This window comes from Pseudomonas sp. ok266 (assembly GCF_900110195.1).
Classification (GTDB): domain Bacteria; phylum Pseudomonadota; class Gammaproteobacteria; order Pseudomonadales; family Pseudomonadaceae; genus Aquipseudomonas; species Aquipseudomonas neuropathica.
This window is the reverse complement of sequence record NZ_FOCU01000004.1, coordinates 47709-68372: the sequence shown is the minus strand read 5'-3', so window position 1 is coordinate 68372 and position 20664 is coordinate 47709. Positions and strand designations below refer to the sequence as shown.

The window sequence follows — 20664 nt, the reverse complement described above, 5'->3', positions numbered from 1 at the left end:
ACTGACTCAGGCGTTCGTGGGTCGCCAGTGCCGCACCTTTAACGCTGTGCGCATTCAGTTCGATGCACAGCGGTAAGGTATTGATGAACACACCGAGTGCGCGCTCCGATCCTTCACCGCCCTGCAATCGCCCGAGCAACACCGTGCCGAACACCACGGCGTCGCGGCCGGACAATTGCCCCAGCACCTGTGCCCAGGCGAGGTGCATCAGGCTGGCAGCGCTGACCCCCAAACGCCGGGCCTGCTGACGGATGCTGTGGCTCAGCGCGTTTTCCAGGTCCAGTTGCGCCTCTTGTGCAGGGCCGTCGCTGGCCAGATTCTGCCCGTAAGGCAAGGTCGGCTCATCAACAGCGCCGAGCATCTCGCCGAAGAAACTGGCGTGCGCTTGCGCGGTCAGGCCGGAACGGGTGTGCGCCACGTAATTGCGGTACGGCACCGGTTCGCTCAGCAGCCCGTCGTTGCCCAGCAGAAACGCCTGCATCTCGTGCTGCAACACCTCCAGCGCCACGTGATCCATCACCAGGTGATGGAACAGCAGCAACGCCACCACGCGTTGATTGGCCTCATCGCGGCCGTGCACCACGCGCATCAGCGGCGCCTCGGTGACGGGCATGCGGTAGTTATCGATGGTGAAGCGTCTGCGCAACTGGCTTAGCGCATCGCCCGCTTCGGCGTCTAGCGGCAAGGCCTCGCAGCCTAGCGAAGCCTCACGCCAGACCACTTGCACCGGCTCTTCCAGCCCCTCCCAGAACAGCGACGTGCGCAGAATGTCATGGCGTTCGATTACCCGTTGCAGGGCATCAGTGAACACTTGCAAACGCTGTTCATCGGCGAAGGCAAACTGCGCCTGCAGCACATATGGATCGCCGTGCGCGGCCGACAGATGATGGAACAGGATGCCGGTCTGCAATGGTGCCAGCGGGTAGATGTCCTGAACATTGCGCACACCGCCGGGGACGCTTGCAACGATACGGTCGATCGTCGCTTGGTCCAGCGCTACCAGCGGCAACAATTCGGGGGTGATGCGCGGGCAATCGGCTGGAATCAGGTTTGCCGGCACCGGCGCTTCGGGCTCCCCGCCTACTGCCGCCGCCAGTGCGGCCAGCGTCGGTTGGCCGAACAGCACACGAATGTCCGCCGACAGGCCGGCCCGACGCATGCGCGCAACCAGATTGACTGCCAGCAACGAGTGGCCGCCCAGTTCGAAGAAATGATCGAAGCGCCCTACCCGCTCGACCTTCAGCAACTCGGCCCAAATCCCGGCAATCACGGTTTCGACTTCACCGATCGGAGCTTCGTATTCCCGGCTCAGCAGCGCAGTCTGGTCAGGAGCCGGCAAGGCCTGGCGATCCAGTTTGCCGTTGGGGCTCAGTGGCAACGCCGGCAGATTCACAAACACGGCAGGCACCATGTAGGCCGGCAGATGCTTGAGCAATTGGCTGCGTAGCTGATCTGTTTCGACGAGTTCGCCGCTGTAGTACGCGACCAGACGCTGATCGCCCGACACGTCTTCACGGGCCAGCACGGCCGCTTCGCGGACACCGTCGACCTGCGCCAGATGCGCCTGAATCTCGCCCAGTTCGATGCGTAAACCACGGATTTTGACCTGATCGTCATTACGCCCCAGGTACTCGATGTTGCCATCGGCCAGATACCGTGCGACGTCACCCGTGCGGTACAAACGTGCGCCGGGCTGATCACTGAACGGATCGTCGAGGAAACGTTCGGCGCTCAGCTCAGGCCGATTCAGATAACCCCGCGCCACCTGCACGCCGCCGAGATACATCTCGCCGACCACCCCCAATGGCGTCGGTTGTTGGTGAGCATCAAGGATGTACACGCGGGTGTTGCACAGCGGTTTGCCAATCGGTGGCGCGCCTTGCGGTACCGGCGAATTCGCCTCCAGCGTCCATACGGTGCTGTCGACGGTGGCTTCGGTCGGGCCATAAACGTTGTGCAGGCGTACCTGCGGCAGATGTTCGCGCACGCTGCGCACCAACGCGGCCGTCAGCGCACCGCCACCACAGAACACATCGGTAAGGCTGCTGCACTCGCCCACCTCTGCCACTTCAAGGAATTGCTGCAACAGCGCCGGTACAAACTGAACGACGTTGACCTGTTGCTCACGAATCAGTTGCACCAGCGCGGCTGGATCGCGGTGGTCGTCCGGGCCAGCGAGGATCAGACGCATACCGCAGCTCAACGGCCAGAACAGCTCCCACACCGAGGCGTCGAAACTCAGCGGGGTTTTCTGCAACAGCGCGGCGCCGGTAGAAAGCGGACACAGGCTGGCGCTCCAGTGCAGCAGATTGCCCAGATTGCGGTGTTCGACCATCACGCCCTTCGGCATGCCGGTGGAGCCGGAGGTGTAAATCACATAGGCCAGGTTCGCGGCGCTCAGGCCTGGCACCTGCGGATTGCTTTGCGCAAGGTCTTGCCAGGTGCACTGGTCGAAATCGACCAACACGCCGGCCCACTCGCCGATCAGCGCACGCGTCGGCGCATGCACCAGCACCGCCACTGGCGCGCTGTCCTCAAGCATGTAGGCCAGACGCTCAGCAGGATACCCCGGGTCCAGCGGCACATAAGCACCGCCGGCCTTGAGAATCGCCAACAGACCAACCAGCAATTGCGGCCCGCGCTCGACGCAGATCGCCACCCGCGAATCGCGGCCCACGCCGCACTGGCGCAGGTGATGGGCGAGCTGGTTGGCGCGACGGTTCAACTCGGCGTAACTCAAACGCAATTCACCGGCCACCAAGGCATCCGCGTCTGGCGTGCGCAACACCTGCGTCTCGAAGCGAGCATGAACAGTCTGCTCAAGATCGTGGGTGACAGTGGTTGCGTTCAGATCGACCAGCAGATGCTGACGCTCATCGTCCGTCAACAACGTCACCTGCTCCAACATCGCTTGATCGTTGCTGACCATGGCCTGCAACAGGCGCTGGAAGTAGCCGACGTAACGTTGAATAGTCGACTCATCGAACAAGGCAACGGCGTACTCCAGCACACCGCGAATGCCGTCCGGCGCATCTGCCAGCGTCAGCGACACATCGAATTTGGCAAAGTGGCTCGGTTCGGCAACGCTTTCCAGCGTCAGCTCGCCGAGACTCAGGCTGGCACCGTGGCCACTGTCCCAACTGAACATCGCTTGAAACAACGGGCTGTGCGCCATGCTGCGTGCAGGCCTGGTGATTTCCACCACTTGTTCGAACGGCAGGTCCTGATGCGTCTGCGCATCCAGCGTCCGCGCCTTGACCCGCGCCAGCAGCGCCTCGGTGCTCAAAGCGCCCGAGGTATCGATACGCAGGGCCAGGGTATTGACGAACATGCCGATCAGGCCTTCGATTTCGGCCCTTGTGCGGTTGGCCACCGGCGAACCGACGACCACTTCCGATTGCCCGGACAACCGACTCAACAGGCTCGCCCATGCGCCGAGCATGAGCATGTACATCGTCACGCCGTGACGCTGGGCCAAAGCCTTGAGCCCGGCGCTCAGGCGTTCGTCGAGCACCACCTCGACGGTGTTGCCGGCGTAATCCTGCTGCGCCGGGCGCACGCGATCAGTCGGCAGCGTCAACAGTGCCGGAGCGCCCGCCAACGTTTGTTGCCAATACTCGCTTTGACGCTCCAGAACCTCGCCACTGAGCCAGCGCCGCTGCCACACCGCGTAATCGGTGTATTGCAACGCCAGCGGCGGCAGTGGGTCAGGCTGGCCATGGCTGAAGGCCTGATACAACGCCATCAGTTCGCGGGTCAAAACCCCCATCGACCAGCCATCGGAGATGATGTGGTGCAGGGTCAGCAACAGCACATGATGATCGTCGGCCAGCCGCACCAGGCGTCCGCGAATCAGTGCATCATCCTGCAAGTCAAACGGTCCCGAGGCCTCGCCCTGAATCAGCGCCGCCAAGGTCTGGTCGGCTTGCGGATGCTGGCGCAGGTCTTCAACGCGCAGCAGCAGACCGCTGTCGACCGGGGCGATCAGCACTTGCGCCTGGTCATTGAACTGGGCGAAACGGCTGCGCAGGGTTTCGTGACGCGCAACGATACGCGCCAAGGCTTGTTGCAGCGCATGCTCATTCAGTTGCCCACGCAGGCGCAGGCCGATGGGAATGTTGTACGCGGTGTTGGCGCCTTCCATTTGTGCGAGAAACCACAAGCGTTGCTGGGCGAACGACAGCGGCAAAGCGCCGTCACGAGCCACCGCGACAATCTCCGGTTGCGTGCTGCGCCCGGCTTGCGCCACCGCCTCGGCAACCGCTGCCAGTTCGGCATTGGCGAACAGATCGCCCAGCGCCAGCTCGACACCAAGACGCTGGCGAACCTGGGACACCATGCGCATGGCCAACAGCGAGTGACCACCGAGTTCGAAAAAATGATCCTGACGCCCGACTCGCTCGACTTGCAGCACCTGCGCCCAGATCTGCGCCAAGGCGCTTTCCAGTTCGTTGTGCGGCGCCTCGTATTCGCGGGTGAACAGCGCCGCTCGCTCGGGTTTCGGCAGGGCCTTGCGGTCGACCTTGCCATTGGCGGTCAACGGCAGCGCGTCGAGTCTGACGAAGGCCACCGGCACCATGTACTCCGGTAACTGGGTCAGCAGGTGCGCGCGCAACTCGGCCACGGCCAACGGTTCGACCTGGCTCTGCTCGGTGAAATACGCCACCAGTCGCGGCTGGCCGGGCTCATCTTCACGCGCCAGCAGTACGGCTTCCTGAATGCCGGGCAACTGATTGAGGCGGGTTTCGATTTCACCGAGTTCGATGCGCACGCCACGGATTTTCACCTGATCGTCGTTACGCCCCAGGTACTCGATCGTGCCGTCCGCGCGCCAGCGGGCGAGATCGCCGGTGCGATACATGCGCGGGTTCGGCAAAGGGCTGAACGGGTCATGAAGGAAGCGCTCGGCGCTCAGGTCGGCACGGTTCAAATAGCCGCGAGCGACCCCGGCACCGCCAACATACAACTCGCCCATAACGCCAATCGGCACTGGGCGCTGCTGTTCATCGAGCAGATACACCGTGGCGTTGGTCACCGGTTTGCCGATGTGCAAGGCATCGCCGGCCTCGATTCGCCCAGAGGTCGCGACCACGGTGGCTTCGGTCGGGCCGTAGTTGTTGATCACGTCGAATTGCTGGTTGCGGCTGAACTGGCGCAAGCGGTCGCCACCGATCAGCAGTGTGCGCAGCGTCGGGTGTTCAAGGTTCTGGCTGAAGGCGTATTCGGCGACGGGCGTCGGCAGGAAACTCACGTCCAGTGGCTGCGCGCGCCACCACTCGAGCATCGCATCGATGTCCTCGGTGCCCTCGTGAGTCGGTGCCAGATGCAGGGTCGCGCCGGCACACAGCGCCGGCCAGACTTCCCAGGCCATGGCGTCGAAACCGAACCCGGCAAGGCTTGAAGTGTGACGACCGGCGCACAGATCAAACGTTGAGCAATGCCAATCGACCAGATTCGACAAGGTGCGGTGTTCGACCATCACGCCTTTGGGCAGGCCGGTGGAGCCGGAGGTGTAGATCACGTAGGCCAGATGCGCGGCGGTCAGGCCCGGCACCTGCGGATCAAGGGTCTCGCTCAGCGGCCAGGTGCGCGGGTCAAGATCGATCACCGGCACCGCCAGCGTCGGCAAGCGCTCCCGCAGATTATTTTGGGCCAGCACAGCAACGGGGCCGCTGTCGCTGAGCAAGTAGTGCAGACGTTCGGCCGGGTGCGCCGGGTCGACCGGTACATAACCGGCACCGGCCTTGAGAATCGCCACTAGCCCGACCAGCGTATCGAGGCCACGGCGAGCGACGATGGCGACGCGATCATCGGGTTTCACACCCAGTGCGATCAGATGATGAGCCAAGGCGTTGGCATGCCGGTTGAGCTCGGCGTAACTCAATTGCTCACCGAGGTATTGCGCGGCAACGGCTTCGGGCCGCTGCGCCACTTGCGCCTCGAAACGCTGGGCGATGGTCAACATTGCCGGGAATTCGGCGTGGTTGTCATTGAACGCCAACAGCACCTGCTCGCGCTCGGCCGTCGGCAGAATCGGCAACTGGTTGAGCGCGGTGTCGGGTGCCTGCTCCAGTGCCAGCACCAGACTCTCCATGGCGCAGTGCAGGTAATCGCAGATGCGCTGTGGATCGACCTCGGTGGTGGCCAGCAACGTCAGGCTGAAGGCATCGCCGAAATCGTCGATGCTCAGGGTCAGCGGGTAGTTGGTGCGTTCTTCGGAGCTGATCGTGCTGATGCCTTCCCACGCCGCCAGGGTCTCGGCACTCGCCGTCGCCGCCGTGTGGCTGTGGCGGTAATTGAGCAAGGCACTGAACAACGGTGTCGGTGCGACCACGCCACTGCAACGCTGGGCCAGCGCCAGTGGTGCGTGTTCATGGCGCATCAGCGTGGTCAGGCGTTTGTGCGTCGCCTCCACCGCCGCACGCACGCCTTGTGCATCGACATCGACCCGCAGCGGCAAGGTGTTGATGAAAATCCCCAGCGCCCGCTCGGTGGCTTCGGCACCTTGCATACGGCCCATCAGCACCGTACCGAACACTACGTTTTGTTTGCCGGTGAGCACCGCCAGTACCTGCGCCCAGCCCAGATGAAACAGGCTCGCGACACTCACGCCGAGCTGCCGCGCCTGTGCGCGCAAACGCTGGCCGAGCAATGGGTTGACCGGCAGGCTCAGCTCGGCGATACCGAGGCCGTCACCCTGCACGTCCTGCAAACCGTAGGGCAGGGTCGGCTCGGCTATGTCAGCGAGCATGTCGCGAAAAAAAACCTCGTGTTCGGCTTCGCTGATGCCCAGTCGCGCTTGCGCCACGTAATTGCGAAACGGCACCGGCCGCCCGAGCGATTGAGCCTGGCCAGTGAGGCAGGCGAGCAGTTCGTGACGCACCACGTCGAGCGCCGAGTGGTCCAGCGCCATGTGATGGAACAACAACGTCGCGACCACCCGCTGACCACCCTCATCCCACGCGTAGGCCAGACGCATCATCGGCGCGCACCGGACGTCCAAACGGAAATGCCGCGCATCGAAACGTTCGTGCAGTTGCTGCAGCGCATCACTTGCGCCGTCTGCCAGCACGATCTCTTCCATCGGCAACGGTGCCTGACGCCAGACCACTTGCAGCGGCACGTCCAGCCCTTCCCAATGCACCGCAGTACGCAAGATGTCGTGGCGATCGATGACCTTTTGCAAAGCTTGAGCGAAGTCCTGCAGACGCTCACGGCTGCTGAACGCAAAGTACGATTGCATGACGTAGGGATCGCCCTGCTCGTTGCTCGCGTGGTGATAGAGAATGCCTTCCTGCAACGGCGCCAGTGGGTAGATGTCCTGAACATTGGCGGCGCCGCCCGGTACCTCGGCGAGCAAGCGGTCGAGGGTCGCCTGATCCACGTCAGCCAGGGTCACCATCGCTGGCGTGATGCGCGTGGTGCCGGGGAGGATGCCGTTATCCGGAACGTCAATCTGGCCGACGCGGCTGGCCGAGTATTGGCCGGCCTTGATCAGTTCGATCAGCGCCGGTTTGTGCTCGCGCAGCGCGGCCAGCAGCGCCGGATCGCTCAACGCCTGTTTGTTGCCGTTGACGCGCAATTGCTCATCGGTCACCGCCAACTGAATGTCTTTTGTCTTCAGGGTTGCCAACAGTTCGAGCACATTCACAGGACGATCTCCATTCTTTCCGTAATTGCGGCGTAGCCGGCCAGGGTCGGTTGTTCGAACAACGCCCTGACATCGGCTTCCATGCCTTCCTGACGTAACCGGCCGATCAGACTGACCGCCAGTAATGAGTGACCACCCAGTTCAAAGAAATGGTCGTGACGCCCTACCCGTTCGACGTTAAGCAGCTCGGCCCAGAGCCGTGCCAGGGTGATTTCGACGTCGCCGACCGGGGCTTCGTATTCGCGGGTTTGCAGCGATTGCTGATCCGGCGCCGGCAGCGCCTTGCGGTCGAGCTTGCCGTTGGGGCTCAGCGGCAAACTATCGAGATGCACAAACACCGTAGGCACCATGTAATCCGGCAAGTGCTCGAGCAAGTGACTGCGCAGCAGGTCGATTTCCAAACGCTCACCGGTGTAATAGGCGACCAGACGTTTGTCGCCGGGCACGTCTTCGCGGGCGACCACCACCGCCTCCTGCACAGCTTCGATCCGGGCAATGCCGGCCTGAATTTCGCCCAGTTCGATACGCAAGCCACGGATCTTCACCTGATCGTCGTTACGCCCCAGGTATTCGATGTTGCCGTCCGCCAGATAGCGGGCGACGTCACCGGTGCGATACATCCGCCCATGCGGATGAAACGGATCTTCGAGGAAGCGTTCGGCCGTCAGTTGCGGCCGATTGAGATAACCACGCGCCACCTGCACGCCAGCGATGTACAGCTCGCCGATCACGCCTTGCGGCACGGGCTGCTGTTGCGCATCGAGGATGTACATACGGGTGTTGGCGATCGGCTTGCCGATTGGTGTGTTGTCCGGGGTTTGCTCGATCGTTCCCGCGCAGTCCCACGCGGTGACATCGACGGCGGCTTCGGTCGGGCCGTACAGGTTATGCAACGCGCTGCCCGGCAATTGCAGTTTGAAACGCCGCACCACACGGCCCGGCAACGCCTCACCGCTGCACATCACCTGCCGCAAGCTGTCGCAGCGTGTGGTGTCGCTATTGGCGAGGAACACATCGAGCATCGACGGCACAAAGTGCAGCGTGGTGATGTGTTCGCGCTCGATCACTTCGCTCAGGTACTGCGGATCCTTGTGCCCGCCGGGCTGCGCCATGACCAGGCGCGCGCCGGTCATCAGCGGCCAGAAGAACTCCCATACCGAGACGTCAAAACTGAATGGGGTTTTCTGCAACACCGAATCGGCAGCGGTCAGGCGATAGGCGTCCTGCATCCACAACAAGCGGTTGACCACCCCGGCATGCTCGTTGACCACGCCTTTGGGTTGGCCGGTCGAGCCGGAGGTGTAGATCACGTAGGCGCTGTGCTGTGGTGTCAACGTCGGGATTTGCGGATTTTCGGCGGACAAGGATTGCCAGCTGTTCTGGTCAAGATCGACCACTGCCGCCGTGATATCTCCCGGCAACTCGCTGGTAGCCCCGTGCACCAGCACCACGGCCGGCGCGCTGTCCTCGAGCATGTAGGCCAGACGCTCCGGCGGATAGGCCGGATCGAGCGGCACATAACCAGCGCCGGCCTTGTTGATTGCCAGCAGGCCGATGACCATTTCCAGGCTGCGCTCGACGCAGATCGCCACCCGCGAATCCACTTGCACGCCAAGGCTGAGCAGGTGCCGGGCCAAGCGATTGGCGCGCTCGTTCAGCTGCGTGTAGCTCAATGCCTGTTCGCCGGCAACGACGGCCACTGCCTCCGGCGTACGCTGCACCTGCGCTTCAAACAAGCCGTGCAGCGTCTGCTGCAAGTCGTAATCGACGGCGGTATCGTTGAGGCCGAACAGCAACGCCCGGCGCTCTTCGTCCGGCAACACCGTCAGGCCGTTCAACGGTTGCTGCGGTGTGTGCTCCAACGCTTCAACCAGCACGATCAGCGCGTTGTGCATGTACTGGCCGAGACGTGCCGCGCCAATGCGCGACGGCGTCATCACCGTCAGTTCAAAACCGCTGCCCAGATCGTCGACATTGAGGGTCAACGGGTAGTTGGTGCGCTCCTCGCCGGCCAGGGATTCGATGCCCTGCCAGGCCTCGCGCTTGGTATTTTGCTGAGCTTCGCTGTCGCTATGGCGATAATTGAGCATCGCGCTAAACAGTGGTGACGGCGCCGCGACACCGCTGCAACGCTGGGCCAATGCCAGCGAAGCATGTTCGTGTGCCAACAGCGCACTGAGCCGCGCATGCGTTGCCTTGACCCCGGCGCGCACGGCGGTTTCGTCGACATCCACGCGCAATGGCAAAGTGTTGATGAACATGCCCAGCCCGCGATCTGCGCCCGCGCCGCCCTGCATGCGGCCCAGCAGCACCGTGCCGAAGACAACGCGCTCCTGAGCCGACGTTGCCGCCAGCACCTGCGCCCAAGCGAGATGAAACAGACTGGCGACGCTGACGCCGAGCAACCGCGCCTGACTGCGCAAACGCTGCGCCACCGCGGCAGGCAGTGGCTGGCAGACTTCCTCGATGTCATTCCCGTCGCCATGCACATCCTGCAAACCGAACGGCAGTGTCGGCTCGTCGATGTCGCCGAGCATCTCGCGGAAGAACGCTTCGTGCTCTTGTTCGCTGACGCCGAGGCGGGTTTGCGCGACATAATTGCGGTATGGCACGGCGGATACAGGCAGTCGCTCATCACCGTGCAAAATCGCCTGCATTTCTGCGCTGACCACCGCCAGCGCGGTGTGGTCCATGGCAATGTGATGGAACAACAGCATGGCGACGACACGCTGATTGTCCGGATCGAGGGCATACACCAAACGCAGCAACGGTGCCTGATCAAGTTCCAGACGCCAGTGCCGCGCATCGAAGCGTGCACGTAGTTGATCGATGGCTTCGCCCTGCGCGGGTTCCAGCGCCACCACTTGGACCGGCAACTCCGCACGGCGCCAGACCACTTGTACCGGCGCCGCCAAGCCTTGCCAGACAATCGATGTGCGCAGGATATCGTGGCGCGTCATGACCTGACGCAACGCCGCCGCGAACCCTTGAAACCGTCCAATACTGTCGAACGCCAGACACGATTGCAGCAGGTACGGATCGCCCTGAACCGCACTGAGGTGGTGATACAGAATCCCTTCCTGCAACGGTGCCAGCGGGTAAATGTCCTGCACGTTGGCCGCGCCGCCCGGCACCGTGGCGACGATGCGCTCGATACTGGCCTGATCCAGTTGCACCAGCGGCAGCATGTCCGCAGTGATGTGCGTGCAATTGGCAGGAATCAGATTGTCCGGCACGGCGACCTCGCGGCCACTGCCCACTGCCGCCGCCAGCGCAGCCAGGGTCGGTTGGCTGAACAGCACGCGCACGTCGGTGCTCAGATCGACCTGACGCATGCGCTCGATCAGCGTCACCGCCAGTAATGAATGCCCGCCCAGTTCGAAGAAGTTGTCGTGACGGCCGATCTTTTCGACCTTGAGGACGTCCGACCAGATCTGCGCCAAGGCGATTTCCACCGAACCTTGTGGCGCGGCATATTCGCGGCTCAGCCACGCCGTTTGATCCGGTTCTGGCAACGCCTTGCGGTCGAGTTTGCCGTTGGCGGTCAGCGGCAGTGCTGGCAGGCGCACGTAAGCGGCAGGCACCAGGGTTTGCGGCAACTGCGCTTGCAAATGACTGCGCAAATCCTCGATTTCGACGTTCAGGCGTTCGGTAAACCAGGCCAGCAACTGGCCGTCGCGCACCAACACCACGCAATCCTGCACAGCCTCGTGAGCGCTCAACGCCGCTTCGATTTCGCCCAATTCGATGCGCACGCCGCGCAGTTTGACCTGATCATCGTTGCGCCCCAGGTATTCGACGTTGCCGTCAGCCAGCCAGCGTGCGAGGTCGCCGGTGCGGTACATGCGCGCCTGCGGTTCATCGCTGAACGGATCGTCGAGGAAGCGTTCGGCAGTCAGCTCGGGGCGATGCAGATAACCGCGCGCCACGCCGGCACCGCCGACATACAACTCGCCAGCGACGCCAACTGGTACGGGGCGCTGCTGGTCATCGAGCAGGTAAATCTTCGCGTTGGCCATCGGCCGACCGATGTGCAGCACCTGCCCGGCCTCGACCGCGCCGCAGGTGGCAACCACCGTAGCTTCGGTCGGGCCGTAGTTGTTGATCACCGCGAACGTCTGCTGACGCGGGAACTGGCGCAATTTGTCGCCACCGATCAGCAGCGTGCGCAAGGTCGGGTGGCCGAGGTCACGACTGAAGGCGTATTCGGCGACAGGCGTGGGCAGGAAACTCACCTGCAACGGCTGCGCGCGCCACCACGCCAGCAATTCGTCGAGGTGCTCGTTGCTCACCGATTGCGGTGGCAGATGCACGGTCGCGCCGATGCACAGCGCTGGCCAGACCTCCCACGCCATGGCATCGAAACCAAACCCGGCGACACTCGACGTGTGACTGCCCGCGTGCAGGTCAAAGGCGCCGTTGTGCCAGTGCACGAGGTTTTCCAGCGTCGCGTGTTCGACCATCACGCCTTTCGGCTGGCCGGTGGAGCCCGAGGTGTAGATCACGTAGGCCAGATGCGCCGGGGTCAGCGTCGGCACCTGCGGATTGCGGTCCGGCAGATGCGCCCAGTCAAGGCGATCGAGATCGATCACAGACGCAGCACCGAGCAAATCACGCGTCGAAGCCTCGGCCAGAACCGCCAACGGCGCGCTGTCCTCAAGCAAGTAGGCAATGCGTTCCGCCGGATAGGCCGGGTCGACCGGCACATAACCGGCGCCGGACTTGAGGATCGCCAGCAGCGCCACCAGCATCTGCGGGCTGCGCCGCACGCACACGGCGATGCGGTCGTCAGGCTGCACGCCAAGGCTGAGCAGATGGTGAGCCAGGCGGTTGGCGCGTTGATTGAGCTGGCCATAGGTCAACGCTTGCCCGCCCTGCACCACCGCCAGCGCCTCCGCCCGTTGTGCCGCCTGAGTCTCGACCAGCGCATGAAGGGTTGCGCCACGGCGAAACGCGACGGCACTCCGATTGAAATCGACCAGCAGTCGCGTCTGCTCCGGCAGCGACAGAATCGGTAGCTGATTGAGTGGCATTTGGGGCTGCTGCTCCAGCGCTTGCACCAGTTGCTCCAGTGCGGTGTGCATGTAACTGCAGATCCGCTGCGCACCGATCTCGGCGAGCGCCAGCACGTCCAAGGCAAAACCGTCGCCCAGATCATCCACCGACAGGGTCAGCGGATAGTTGCTGCGCTCCTCGCCACCGAGCATGCGCACGCCTTGCCAGATCCCCTGGCCGTCGCGCGGCTGTTGTGCGGCGGCGCTGTGCCGGTAATTGAGCAAGGCGCTGAACAGCGGCGCCGAACCCGGCATGCCGCTGCAGCGTTGAGCCAGCGCCAGTGACGCGTGTTCATGAGCGAGCAGCGCCGTCAGCCGCGCGTGGGTGGTTTTCACCCCGGCGCGCACACTTTCAGCGAGCCCCACCCGCAGCGGCAGGGTGTTGATAAACACCCCCAACGTGCGGTCGGCGCCCTCACCGCCCTGCATGCGCCCCATCAACACGGTGCCGAAGACCACGTCGCGACGGCCGGAAACGACGCCCAACACTTGCGCCCAGGCCATGTGCATCAGGCTCGCCGGGCTGACGCCCAACTGCCGCGCCTGTTCACGCAGACGCCGATTGAGCGCGGCATCCACCGCTTGCAGCGCTTCTTCGATGCCACGCCCGTCGCCCTGAACATCCTGCAGACCGAAGGGCAAAGTCGGCTCGTCGATGTCGCCGAGCATCTCGCGGAAGAACGCCTCATGTTCCTGCTCATCGGCGCCGAGGCGTGCCTGCGCCACGTAATTGCGGTACGGCATCGGCGGCGTCAGCGTGTCGAGCTGATCGAACATCAACGCATGCATTTCCCGGCCGATCACGTCCATGGCGGTGTGGTCGAGAATCGAGTGATGGAACAGCACGATGGCGACGACTTGCTGTTGCGCCGGATCCTCGGCGTAGACCATGCGGATCAACGGAGCTTGATTGAGGTCGAGGCGGAAATGCCGGGCATCGAAACGCGCGTGCAGCTGTTCGAGAATGTCGCCGTCCTGCGCATCCGGCAGCACTTGTTGCACGACCATCTGCGCCGTGCGCCAGACCACCTGATGCGGGCTCGGCAAGCCTTCCCAGACCACGCTGGTGCGCAAGATGTCGTGACGGGCGATGACCTGCTGCAAGTGCTCGGCGAAGCTGTGCAGACGTTCAAGGCTGTCGAAGGCCAGACGCGATTGCAGCAGGTACGGATCGCCCTGTTCGGCACTGAGGTGGTGATAAAGAATGCCTTCCTGCAACGGCGCCAGCGGATAGATATCCTGCACATTCGCAGCACCGCCCGGCACCGTCGCGACGATACGATCAATGCTGGCCTGATCCAGCGTGGTCAGGGTCAGCATGTCCGGGGTGATGTGCGTGCAATCGGCCGCAATCAGATTGGCCGGCACTGCGATTTCCCGGCCACTGCCCAAGGCCCGCGCCAGCGCGGCCAGGCTCGGTTGGTTGAACAGCACGCGCACATCGGCGCTCAGACCGGCCTGACGCATGCGCTCGATCAGGCTCACCGCCAACAGCGAATGGCCGCCGAGTTCGAAGAAATTGTCGTGACGGCCGATCTGCTCGATGTTGAGGACGTCGGCCCAGATCTGCGCCAGCGCCATTTCGACCGGGCCTTGTGGCGCTTCATATTCACGGCTGAGCCACGCGTCCTGATCCGGTTCGGGCAAGGCCTTGCGGTCGAGTTTGCCGTGAGCCGTGAGCGGCAGGCTGTCCAGTCGCACGTAAGCGGCCGGGACCAAAGTGTCCGGCAGCCGCGCGTGCAGATACTGATGCAAATCGCCGATCTCGACAGACTCGATGGCGGTAAACCAGGCGACCAGACGGCCGTCGCGCACAAGCACCACGCATTCGCGGACCGCATCATGTGCGCTCAGCGCCGCTTCGATTTCCCCGAGTTCTATACGCACGCCGCGCAGTTTTACCTGATCATCGTTACGCCCCAGGTATTCGATATTGCCGTCCGCCAGCCAGCGCGCCAGGTCGCCGGTGCGGTACATCCGCGCATGCGGTTCATCGCTGAACGGGTCGTCAAGGAATTGTGCTGAGGTCAGTTCCGGACGATTCAGATAGCCGCGCGCAACCCCGGCGCCGCCGACATACAACTCGCCTTGCACACCGGTCGGCACTGGTTGTTGCTGACGGTCCAGCAAATAGACTTTGGCATTGGCAATCGGCCGGCCAATGTGCAAAACCCGCCCGGGTTCGATGCGCCCGGACGTCGCCACCACCGTGGCTTCGGTCGGGCCATAGTTGTTGATCACATCGAACGTCTGATCTCGCGGGAACTGGCGCAATTTATCGCCACCGATCAGCAATGTGCGCAGGGTCGGATGACCCAATTCACGACTGAAGGCATATTCGGCCACCGGGGTTGGCAGAAAGCTCACCTGCAACGGCTGCGCGCGCCACCATTCGAGCAGTTCATCAAGATGTTCGTTTTTGATCGAAGACGGTGGCAGATGCACGGTCGCGCCAACGCACAACGCCGGCCAGACTTCCCAGGCCATGGCATCGAAACCGCAACCGGCGACGCTGGCGGTGTGGCTGCCGGCATGCAGATCGAAGGCTTCGGCGTGCCAGTGCACGAGGTTTTCCAGGGTGCGGTGCTCGACCATCACGCCTTTCGGCTGCCCGGTGGAACCGGAGGTGTAGATCACGTAGGCCAGATTCGCCGGGGTCAGCCTCGACAGCGCTGGGTCGGTGTCAGGCAAGTGCTGCCAGTCGCCGGCATCCAGATCGATCACGGGAACAACGCCAAGCAGCTCGCGCGTCGACGCCTGCGCCAGCACCGCGATCGGGTCGCTGTCCTGCAACAGGTAGGCGATGCGCTCTGCCGGGTAATCCGCATCGATCGGCACGTAACCGGCGCCGGCCTTGAGAATCGCCAGCAGCGCAACCAGCATGTCCGGGCCGCGACGCAGGCACAGCGCAACACGGTCGTCGACTTGCACGCCGAGACCGATCAAGTGATGGGCGAGACGATTGGCGCGCTGATTCAGTTCGCGGTAGCTGAGCTGTTGCTCGCCCTGCACCACCGCCAGCGCCTCAGGGTGCGCCGCCACTTGCGCTGCGAACAGGCGCGGCACGGTCTGCGCCGGCGGGTATTCACGACCGCTGATGTTGAAGCCGACCAGCACGCGCTGCCGCTCACTCGGCGACAGGATCGACAGTTGCTGCAACGGTGCCTGCGACGTGTACTCCAGTGCCGTGACCAGACTGTGCAACGCGGTTTGCAAGAAATCGCAGACCCGCGCGCCGTCCACCTGTGGCACAGCTTGCACGCTCACGCGGAAGCCTTCGCCGAGGTCGTCGACGCTGACCACCAACGGATAATTGCTGCGCTCGCGGGAGCTGAGAATCTGCACGCCGTCCCACGCTACAGCGGCCGACTCGGGCGCGCTGTGGCGGTAGTTGAGCAAAGTGCTGAACAGCGCCTGCGCACCGCCGACACCACTGCAACGCTGGGCCAGTGCCAGCGAGGCTTGCTCGTGGCCGAGCAATTGCGCCAGACGCGCATGGGTACCCCGCACGCCGCTCTCTACCGAATCCGCCCCGACGCTGACGCGCAGCGGCAAGGTGTTGATGAACATGCCCAACGCCCGATCTGCGCCTTCGCCGCCCTGCATGCGCCCGAGCAATACCGTGCCGAACACCACGTCCTGCTGGCCGGACACCTGCGACAACACCTGAGCCCAGGCCTGATGCACCAGACTGGCCACACTGACACCGAGCCGCCGCGCCTGCTCACGCAGACGTTTACCGAGGTCGGCATCGAGTTCGGAATGACTGTCGAGAATGTCGCTGCCGTCGCCGTGCACGTCCTGCAGACCGAAGGCCACGGTCGGCTCGTCGATATCGCCAAGCATCTCGCGGAAGAACGCCTCATGGGCCTGATCATCAACGCCGAGCCGCGCCTGGGCGACAAAGTGGCGGTATTGCACCGGCGGCGGCAGATCCTCGCTGCGGCCAAGCATGACGTCATTCATTTCCGCGACCAGCACGTCCAGTGCGGTGTGGTCGAGGACGATATGGTGCATCAGGAGAATGCCGATCCAGCGCTGGTTTGGCTGATCTTCGGTATAGACAAAACGCATCAGCGGCGCGCGATTGAGGTCCAGACGATAGTGGCGTGGATCGAAACGCGCCTGCATCTGCTCGAGCACGTCGCCGTCGAGTTCGTCGGCATCGACGCGTTGCAGCGCCAGCGGCGCCTCGCGCCAGACCACTTGTACCGCCTCTTCAAGCCCCTCCCAGACGATGCCGGTGCGCAGAATGTCGTGGCGTTGGATGACGCCGTTCAAGGCGCGAACGAAGGTTTTGATCTGTGCCAGACCGTCGAAGGCAAATTGCGCCTGCAACACATACGGATCACCGGCACTGGTTGCCAGATGATGATAGAGAATCCCTGCCTGCAAAGGCGCCAGGCCATAGATATCCTGCACATTGGCGCTGCCGCCCGGCACGCTGGCAACGACACGGTCGATTGCGGCTTGATCGAGATTGCTCAGCGGCAGCATGGCCGGGGTGATGCGCGTACAACCCGGCTCGATCAGGTTGTCGGGAACGACGATGCCGCGTTCGCTGCTCAAGGTCGCCGCCAGCGCGGCCACACTCGGCTGACCGAACAGCACGCGCACATCACAGTGCAGATCCTGTTGGCGCATGCGTTCGATCAGCTTCACTGCCAGCAGCGAATGACCGCCGAGCTCGAAGAAATTGTCATGGCGGCCGACCTGCTCGACACCAAGCAATGTCTGCCAGAGACCAGCGATCAGATTCTCTACCGCTCCGACCGGCGCTTCGAAACCGCGCCGCGCGAATGCATCGCTGTCCGGTGCCGGCAAGGCTTTGCGGTCGAGCTTGCCGTTGGTGGTCAGCGGGAAGGCTTCCAGGCGCACGAAGGCGCTCGGCACCATGTAGTCAGCCAACCCCGCCAACAGATGATCACGCAATTGCGCCACATCCGGCGCCGCACCTTCATCGGCCAGCCAGTAGGCGACCAGACGCTGATCGCCGGGGCTGTCCTCACGGGCGATGACCACGGCTTCGCGCACGCCTTCGCAACTAGACAGACGTGCCTCGATCTCGCCCAGCTCAATGCGGAAGCCGCGAATTTTTACTTGATCGTCATTGCGACCGAGGTATTCGAGGCTGCCATCCGCAGCCCAGCGCGCAAGGTCTCCGGTTTTGTACAGCCGCGCATCGACATTTTCAGTGAACGGATCATTGATAAAACGCTCGGCAGTCAATGCTTCACGATTCAGATAACCGCGCGCCACCCCGGCCCCGCCGACGTACAACTCGCCGACCACGCCGACCGGAACCGGTTCGCGCTGAGCATCGAGGATATACAGTTGCAGATCGGGAATGCGCACGCCAATCGGGCTGACGCCGAGCAACTGCGCGTCGGCGGCTTGCAGCGGCCGATAGGTCACGTGCACGGTGGTTTCGGTGATGCCGTACATGTTCACCAACCGCGTGCCGGCATTGCCGACCCGCGCATACCACGGCTTGAGCAAGCCCGGTTCCAGCGCTTCGCCGCCGAACACCACTTCCCGCAACGAGTGTTGCAGCTGACTGCGGCCCTGCGCGGCGATCAGTTGGCGGAAGGCGCTCGGCGTCTGGTTGAGTACGGTCACGCCGGTCTGGCAGAGCAATGCATAGCAGTCGTCCGGCGAACGGCTGACGGCTTGCGGGATCAGCAGCAATTGCCCGCCGAACGCCAGCGCGGCCCAGATTTCCCAGACCGAGAAGTCGAACGCGAAGGAATGGAACAACACCCCGATGTCTTGCGGGTTGAACTGGAACCAATCGTGGGTGGCGGAAAACAACCGCGCCACGTTGCAGTGCTCGACCATCACGCCTTTGGGTAAACCGGTGGAACCGGAGGTGTAGATCACGTACGCCAGATGCGCCGGGGTCAGCTCGGGGATCTGCGGGTTGCTGTCGAGTTCGGCCTTGAGGTGAGCGCTGTCGAGGTCGATCTGCGGCACTTCGAGAGCGGCCACGCGCTCGCGCGTCGCCGCCTGCATCAGCACCGCTGCCGGGGCGCTGTCCTGCAAGGTGAAGCTGATTCTGTCGAGCGGATAGGCCGGATCGATCGGCACGTAACCGGCGCCGGCCTTGAGCACACCAAGCAGGCCGATGATCATTGGCGCGCCACGCTCGACGCAGATCGCCACGCGGTCGTCGGGACGAATGTTCAGGGCCAGCAGATGATGCGCCACCTGGTTGGCACGGCGGTTGAGTTCGCCGTAACTGAGGGTTTGTCCGTCGAATATCAGCGCCGTGGCCTCAGGCTGGGCCTGGGCATGGGTTTCGAATTGCTGATGAATCAACAGGGTTTCCGGGAACTGTGCCAGCGGCGAATTGACGCCGTACAGCAAGTGTTCGCGTTCGCTGGCCGGGAGGATGCGCAGCGTTTGCAGCGGCACATCGGCGCTGGCTTGCAAGGCTGCGAGCAGACTCTCCAGCGCCGTGTTCAGGTACGCGGCCATGCGCTCGGCCCCCAGTGCTGCATCCGCCAGCGCGGTGATGCGCAAGTCGGCGCCGAGGTCATCGATGTTGATGGTCAGCGGATAGTTGGTGCGCTCGCGGGCACCCAACACCTGCACACCGGGGGCGATGTCGATCACCTCCGCCACTTCCTCAACGCTGCTGTGTCGGTAGTTGAGGATCGCGCTGAACAGCGGCGTCGGCACCGCAACGGCGCTGCAGCGTTGCGCCAGGGCTAGCGAAGCCTGCTCGTGCGCCAGCAGCGCGGTCAGGCGCCGATGGGTCGCCAGCACGCCGGCGCGCACGCTTTGCTCGCCAACATCAACGCGCAGCGGCAAGGTGTTGATGAACATGCCCAACGCCTGCTCACCGCCCTCGCCCGCGTCCATCCGCCCCAGCAGCACGGTGCCGAACACCACCGCCGTGCGCCCGGACAATTGCCCGAGCACCCGCGCCAGCGCCAGATGCGTCAGGCTCGCGACGCTGACGCCGAGCTGCCGCGCCTGCTCGCGCAACTGCCGGCTCAAGCGGCTGTCGAGCATCAGCGAGGCTTCCTCGATGGCGCGGCCATCGCCCTGCACATCCTGCAAACCACAGGGCAGCGTCGGCTCGTCGATATCCGCGAGCATGTCGCGGAAAAACGCTTCCTGTGCCTGCTCGTTACCGGCATTGCGTGCCCTGGCCAAGTGATCGCGATACGGCACAGCGGCAGGCACTTGCGCGGTCTGCCCGAGCAGACAGGCCTGAATTTCCCGGCGCAGCACATCCAGCGCCACGTGATCCATGATCATGTGATGAAACAGCAACAGCGCGACCACGCGGCCCTGCGCGGGATCCTGCGCATACACCAGACGCAGCAAAGGCGCTTGCTGCATGTCGAGACGGAAGTGCTGCGGGTCGTGGCGTGCGAGCAGTTGCGTGAGCACGTCGGCGCCACTGTCGACGGGGACTTCCTCACACACCAGCGGCGCCTCGCGCCAGACCACTTGCAGCGCTTCGTCGAGGTATTCCCAGACGAACGAGGTGCGCAGGATGTCGTGACGGTTTACCACCCAGCGCAGCGCGTCGGCGAAGGCATCCAGCCGTTCCTGACTGTCGAATACGAAGCGCGCCTGCGAGATGTAAGGGTCTCCGGCAGCGGCCGAGAGGTGGTGATAGAGCATGCCTTCCTGCAACGCGGACAACGGATAGATGTCCTGCACGTTGGCGGCGCCACCCGGCACCGTGGCGACGATGCCGTTGAGGGCATCCTGTTGCAGATCCACCAGCGGCAGCATGTCCGGGGTAATGCGAAAGGCCGGGCTCAGCCAGTCGCCGCCGTGTTGGGCGACCAGCTCCAGCAGTTGCGCCTTGTGCGCCGCGAGGCTGTCCCACAACGCGTCATCCAGCGCGTCGTCGCTGCCCAGAATGACCAGGTCTTCATCTTCCTGTTGAAGGCGGATCGCACGGGTGGAAATGGCAGCCATCAGTTCGCTGAAATGCAT

At 63.6% G+C, this 20664-nt stretch carries 2 protein-coding genes (1 of these 2 cut by a window edge); both read right to left on the bottom strand.

The window, feature by feature from the left end; genetic code table 11:
• Positions 1-7651, bottom strand: the 5' end (the start) of a protein-coding gene (locus BMY54_RS08250) for a non-ribosomal peptide synthase/polyketide synthase (protein ID WP_093430742.1). The gene continues 10193 nt to the left of window position 1, outside the view; the window shows 7651 of its 17844 coding nt (coding positions 1-7651); its start codon is at positions 7649-7651; its stop codon lies off the left edge, out of view.
• Complete coding sequence (locus tag BMY54_RS08245; protein ID WP_093430741.1) at positions 7648-20664, bottom strand: non-ribosomal peptide synthetase; 13017 nt, start codon at positions 20662-20664, stop codon at positions 7648-7650. The genes BMY54_RS08250 and BMY54_RS08245 overlap by 4 nt, the downstream gene beginning before the upstream one ends.

Bases quoted from the DNA above. Each gene is read 5' to 3' on its own strand.
- BMY54_RS08245 (WP_093430741.1), bottom strand. From the start codon at position 20,664: ATGCATTTCAGCGAACTGATGGCTGCCATTTCCACCCGTGCGATCCGC.